This is a genomic window from Mesorhizobium sp. M0676 (assembly GCF_040320535.1).
Taxonomy (GTDB): Bacteria; Pseudomonadota; Alphaproteobacteria; order Rhizobiales; family Rhizobiaceae; genus Mesorhizobium.
The window spans coordinates 1-5,576 of sequence record NZ_JAMYPU010000066.1; the positions used below are offsets into that span (position 1 = coordinate 1).

The 5,576-nt window shown below is 58.1% G+C and carries 4 protein-coding genes; 2 read left to right on the forward strand and 2 right to left on the reverse strand.

The window, feature by feature from the left end:
- Positions 1-102: 102 nt before the first annotated feature.
- Entirely contained in the window at positions 103-558 is a 456-nt protein-coding gene (panD, locus tag NKI35_RS31065) for an aspartate 1-decarboxylase (protein ID WP_352742609.1), read from the reverse strand.
- 1,727 nt (positions 559-2,285) lie between these two features.
- Between panD and NKI35_RS31070 the strand changes: the two genes are divergently transcribed.
- Both NKI35_RS31070 and NKI35_RS31075 read left to right on the forward strand, forming a co-directional pair.
- Complete coding sequence (locus NKI35_RS31070) at positions 2,286-2,438, forward strand: hypothetical protein (RefSeq protein ID WP_352742611.1); 153 nt, start codon at positions 2,286-2,288, stop codon at positions 2,436-2,438.
- A 352-nt stretch (positions 2,439-2,790) separates the two neighbouring features.
- Positions 2,791-3,150 (forward strand): hypothetical protein, encoded by a 360-nt coding sequence (locus NKI35_RS31075; protein ID WP_352742612.1) that lies wholly within the window; start codon positions 2,791-2,793, stop codon positions 3,148-3,150.
- Positions 3,151-4,312: 1,162 nt separating this feature from the next.
- Here the strand turns inward: NKI35_RS31075 and NKI35_RS31080 are convergent.
- Positions 4,313-5,329, reverse strand: a complete 1,017-nt coding sequence (locus tag NKI35_RS31080; protein WP_352742614.1) for a D-alanine--D-alanine ligase family protein — start codon at positions 5,327-5,329, stop codon at positions 4,313-4,315.
- Between the last annotated feature and the right edge of the window lie 247 nt (positions 5,330-5,576).

Below are 5,576 nucleotides of genomic sequence, written 5' to 3' on the forward strand. Positions count from 1 at the left end.
CGACGCCTTGCCACGCTTCACCGCCGAGGAGTGCTCAAACTACTTCTGCGCCGCAGGATGCCTGAGTGATCAGATTCTGCTCTAGTCCGATGCCGTGAGCTATCAGCGATTGGCCCGACTGGGAATCTTTAGGGGGTTGCCGCCAGGAGAGCCCTCGCGAACCGCGAACGTCATCATTCCATCATCCTTAATTCCACTATCGTAGAACATGCGGTCGCGGACAGAGTTGTCCCGGTTGAAGGTCAGCACTCGCGGTTTGATCTCTCCGATCTGATGCTCCTCAATATATGCGGAGGAGCAAATGATTATCTCATCTCCAACCTGGCAGGTGCGAGCAGCGGCTCCGTTCAGCACGCAGCAACCAGAACCCCTCTCACCGTAAATGACGTATGTGCTGATACGCGCGCCCGAAGCCTTATTCCAGATTTCAACGAATTCCAGCGGAAAAATACCCGCCTCGTCGCAGTGATCTGGGTCCAGAGTTATTGAACCGTGGTAGTTCAAATCCGCGTCGGTAACAGTAATGCCATGAAGCTTGGCGGCAACGACTTTTCTCATCTATAGGTTTCCTCTTTCGGCTATGGATTACTGTGCCTACGAGCGACTGCAATAATTGTTCGATGTGCTGCGACAGGTTGAAGAGTGGCTGTCGGAAGGGATCGGTGATGAAGACTGAGATCGCGGTCATCGTACGCCAGAGGGAGGAGACGATTAGGCGCAGGTTGGCCGGTCATGAGTCGGAGGCATTGCCGATCTACCGAGCCCTTTTCCCTTGGAATAAGATCCGACGCAGACCTGACGTGTTCCTTCCTTCGATTGATTGCGATGCTAGCCACGACATGAGTGCCAGTCGGCAGCTTCCACCGCCTCGCAGTAACCGTCGCAAACGTCGCGCCAATTGGTTGAACGAGCCGGAGACAGAGTTTTGTGGTCGCATTTCAGCGGTTTAGCCTAATGCCAAACGAGCTTGCTTCGGGAAGCACGTGTCGTGTACCCGACAACGCGACATGAGGTGTCGGATGGCATACCCTAGGTCCAGGCCGACTGGAAAGATCCTCGCGACTATCTGCGTGACCGTATCCGGCGCGCCATTCGGCGCGTGCGCTCATGGTGGCGGTTAGAGGGTTTTCCTTGCTCGAAAGGCATAACGGAGGCACAGCGTGATTGGTCAGCTGGCGAACAAGTCTTTGTAGGCGGTCGTGACCGTCCAGTTCGCACGGTTGAGACGATGCGAAGAGCCTTCCATGCTCGCTCCGGTTCGTGTGCCTCTCCTTCGCTGGCGTCTGGTGGCGGGGCGATCGAAGTGATTTAGGCATGTAAGGCCATTTTGGGATAAGCTCCTTGGCTCCAGCATAGCATAGGCAAGCTTCGCAGCAGTCATGGATCGACCGACCGAAACTGCTCAGATTAAAAGCTCAACTCTGCCCGACCAAGTCCCGTGATCGGAAAGCCTTACGGCCTAACATACATGACGCTCCTGGATGCTTCCGCCGACGAGCGGTTTGTCGCAAGGCCAAAGGGCCTGACCCAGGCGCAGTTGCCTGAGAAGCTTGGGCCGTCCGTAACCCTTGAGTTCTCGACGTCACCGCGGCGCTTGGCAATGATCAAAGCGAGATTCAGTCCAGCCTCCGGTCATAGGGGCCATCCGCGCGCCTTATGGCGCGCCGGGTGCTCATGAACCGAGCCCCCTGTTTTTCGACTGGTTCAGGGTCTGACTACGTCAACCGGAAGCTCAGGGCTTGGATCATGCGCAAGTTCAAGCGCTTTCAGTCCCATAAGACGCGTGCCAGCCTCTTCTTGAGAAAGCTGGCAGGGGAAAATCCCGGACTGTTCGTGCATTGGAGATTTGGGCCATTCGGTTCCGGCCGACGGCCGCAGTCCTTTCGGCCGGCGCTTGCGCATAACTACCTGATAATTGAGTACAGATGGCGCCGATGTCTGTGGACCGGCTGAGCCGCCAAAAACGCCAGGAATGAATCGATCTCAAGGCGTAGAGGCAGGCCGTTGATACGCCAGCCATCGAAGCCTTTCTCGAGACAGATGTGCCGGGACTGGAAGCGATCCGCCGCTGATCGGCGGCGTGGTGCGCGCGAGCCCGGTCGTGGTGCATCCCGAACGGTCGGCCTACCGCAGCCCGATGGATCGACATGGCTCGAGCGCGAACTCCTCGCAGTCGATCCTGCCCCGTTTCGCAATGCCGGCTTCGGTCGCGCGCTAGAAACTCAGGAGCTTCGCCACAAATGGCTGACCGCGGAAGGCCCGGCCCAGTAGGAACAGCAGGAACGATGGGATTCGTCTATCGCGCAAAGTTTCCTAATTTAGCCATGCTGCGTAGCCGCGAACTCAACACCCATCGCTGGCCAGCTTTAGGAGGAAATTCGATGCTCGACGGAATCTACCGTTGCGCTGTCGATCTGGCGAGCGGCCGCTTCGCCTGATCAAGAGGTCAAGAGACGTCACATTCGTGTGGGCCGGTGCTGGAGCGCGATCGCGGCAAGCAGGCCTCCCGGATCGCGAAGGCGAGGGTCACCTCGTGCACTGGGAGGGCGTAGCGGAGTGGACCGTCTACCTCGTGAGAGGCGAATAAATAAATTGAAAACCCGGTGAACTACTCTCCAAAGTCCCGTCGCCTGTCAGATCCATGGTTTAAAGTGTATCGGTGCTTCATGCTTAGAAAGAATGTGACGTTAACATGAGTAACCAGAGCCTCGCGTTCATAAGCAGACGAGTTGTCCGGATTAGGTAGCACATGAGTTTTCAGGTTTTATTCACAGCGCATGGAGGATGGGAATGAAACGGGCAGCGTGGCTACAGGGCCGGAGAATGCAGAAGTTTCGAGACGTATTGAGCCGCTGGACTGGCGAGGATTTATCGATGATGGAGGCAGGCGAGTTGCTGGGCATGTCGGAGCGGCTTCCGCCGCTACCGCGACCGTTAGGAAGAAGCCGCGGAAGCTGTTTGCTCGATCGTCGTTTGGGCAAGATTTCGACGCGTCGGGTGCCTGCGGAGGCGCTTGAAGAGATGCTGGAGCTTTATCGTCATCGCTGCCTTGGCTGGAACGTGAAGCATTTCCATGACCACCTGCTGCGCGATCACGATTTGAGCTTGGGATACACCTTCATCAAGACGCAGCTTCACGCGGCTGGCTAGTGGAACGCGCCAAGCGGGCGCGGTGCTCACCGGCGCAAGCGGGAAAGGAAGCATGCGAGGGGATGATGCTGCATCAAGATGGCAGCCGCCATCAATGGCTGGCGGGTGGGCCGATGCTGGATCTGATCGTGACGATGGACGACGCGACGAGCACAATCTATTCGGCCTTCCTGATGAGGAGGAAGGCACGGCGTCGAGCTTTCAGGGACTCTTGAGACGTTCGTCGCCAGGGGATTGCCATCGAGCCTCTACAGGTCACGGCAGCCACAATTTCGTGACTCGGGTCGGCCGGGCGCTCAAGCTACTCGGCATCGAGCATATTCCAGCCTATTCCCCTGAAGCGCGGGGCCGCTCGGAGCAAATGTTCTCCACCTTGCAGGACCGACTGCTGAGGGAGCTGGCGCTGACCGGAATTGCCGATATCGAGGCCGCCATCGGCTTCATCGCACAGACCTATCTGCCGGCCCACAATGTCCGCTTCGCCAGGCCGGCCACGGTTGGGACAGCGCCTTTGTCGCCGCCGACCCGCAACAACTGGCCCAGGTCCTATGCATCGAGGGGGAGCGCGTCGTTGCCCGTGATAACACCGTCGCCTTCGCGCGGCTGCGATTGCAGTTACCGAAAAGTCCGATCCGGCATCACTTCGTCAAAGCCACGGTCAAAATCAGGCAGTACCCGGATGGGACCTCGCGATCTTCCACGGGCCGCGCCCCATTGCTCGCTGCATGCCTGATGGCATCGCAATCGAAGAAACTTGACCATCAGGCATGTCGCGTGAACCGCTTCGACGCAAAACTGAAGCAGATAAATCATGTGCTACCAAACCGGACAACTTGATTAGCTACCGACAATAACCAGAGCGTCGCCCGGTTCGAAACTGCCCGACCTGGTCGAGCTTGTACCGCACAAAAAAAGGGCTTTCCAACGTTGTCCGCGCAGCAACTGGGGAAACGGAGAGGGCGAGGCCGCTGTCGCAGTTGGAGGCGCCGGTCTCAAGGACCATTCCCCTGCGGCCGGCCTGTCGACCTCGGCGGATCCATTGACCCGGTCAGGTCCGCAGCGCGTCCACGTTCGAGTGGCAGGAAAGCGTCGACTCCATTTGTCTGTGCCCAACACACCCGTGCGGTAGAGTGACAACCTCGCCGCTAGCCGAGGCGCAAAGTCACGTTCGGCCCTGGGGGATAACGGTTCCGAAATACCGCGTGTGGGCGATATCCAGGATGCGATTGATCAAGCTCGAGTAGCTGTGTCCGGCCGTGTTCGCCGCCACGAAATACGATGAGTACCTTCTCAGGCACGGATTGGTATTGATCTCTAGGACAAAAGGCTGGCCAGAGCGGTCGATCCGGACGTCGACGCGGGCATAGTCCCGGCCTTGGCAAGCGCGGAAGGTCGCAATCGAAATATCCCGCAGGACCGCCGTTAGCCTGCTCCCGATCTGTGCCGGGCAAATCTTCGACGCCGCCGCTTCCGCCACGTGCTTCGCTTCCCAAGTCATAAGACGCATTGCGCGGTCGCCGAAATCCTGTTCCACAAGAGGCAATACCTCGAGTTCTCCGTTCCCAAGCAGCGGAACGCTGATCTCCCGCCCCTCGACGTATTCTTCAACGAGCGCGTCCTGCGCATACTGCTCGACAATCATTTCCACGGCCCGCTTTAGCTCAGCAGGTTCATGTACGAGCTGCAAACCGAAGCTATCACCTTCACGAGGCGGCTTCACCACCATTGGAAATCTCAGGTCGCCGATACTATCACTGTTCCGACGCATCACGCGAAAGTTCGGCGTCGGCACGCCGCGGTCGCGCATGAGTATCTTGGCGACGACCTTGTCGTTGGCAAGCACATGTCCGAGCGGGCTCGGTCCGCTGTACGGAACGCCGGCCATCTCGAGCATGGCAGCAACGTGGGACAAAGGGAACTCCCCCTGAATTCCATAAGCCATGTTGAAGACGAATCCTGAAGGGCGGGCTTGCGAATCGGGCGGCATGAAACTCTCAAGCGTAGTTAGCAAGCCTTTATCGCCCTCACACAGAAGCACCTCGTGGCCGCCCTCTTCCAGTGCCGTGACCACACTGTCGATGTCCCAGCCTGGGCAAGACTGCGGCGGCTGGGGCTTAGGCTGGCCGAACCGGTTAATCACGCCCGTAAAGTCTCTGTTCGTGACAACGGCTACTCGCATGAGCTACTCCTCTTATGTCTGATCGGTGTGACGTTCACTCGCTCGGATTGGGTGCTCGGGGACCCGCGCGCGCTTACTCGGAGTCCGATGCAATCGGCGTGCCACCAAAAAAAGTGGTGCGAACAAGGGGAGAAAGAGTTAAACCTTGAGCCGGCACGTCAATCTAGAGCATAATCTGACCTGATGGAATCGCGAGGGATTCCCATCGGGGAGAATATCTGATTCATCATGTCGGCTGGGTATGGAG

Coding starts and splice junctions, on each gene's coding strand:
- NKI35_RS31070 (WP_352742611.1), top strand. CDS start 2,286: ATGGGATTCGTCTATCGCGCAAAGTTTCCTAATTTAGCCATGCTGCGT.
- panD (WP_352742609.1), bottom strand. CDS start 558: ATGAGAAAAGTCGTTGCCGCCAAGCTTCATGGCATTACTGTTACCGAC.
- NKI35_RS31080 (WP_352742614.1), bottom strand. CDS start 5,329: ATGCGAGTAGCCGTTGTCACGAACAGAGACTTTACGGGCGTGATTAAC.
- NKI35_RS31075 (WP_352742612.1), top strand. CDS start 2,791: ATGAAACGGGCAGCGTGGCTACAGGGCCGGAGAATGCAGAAGTTTCGA.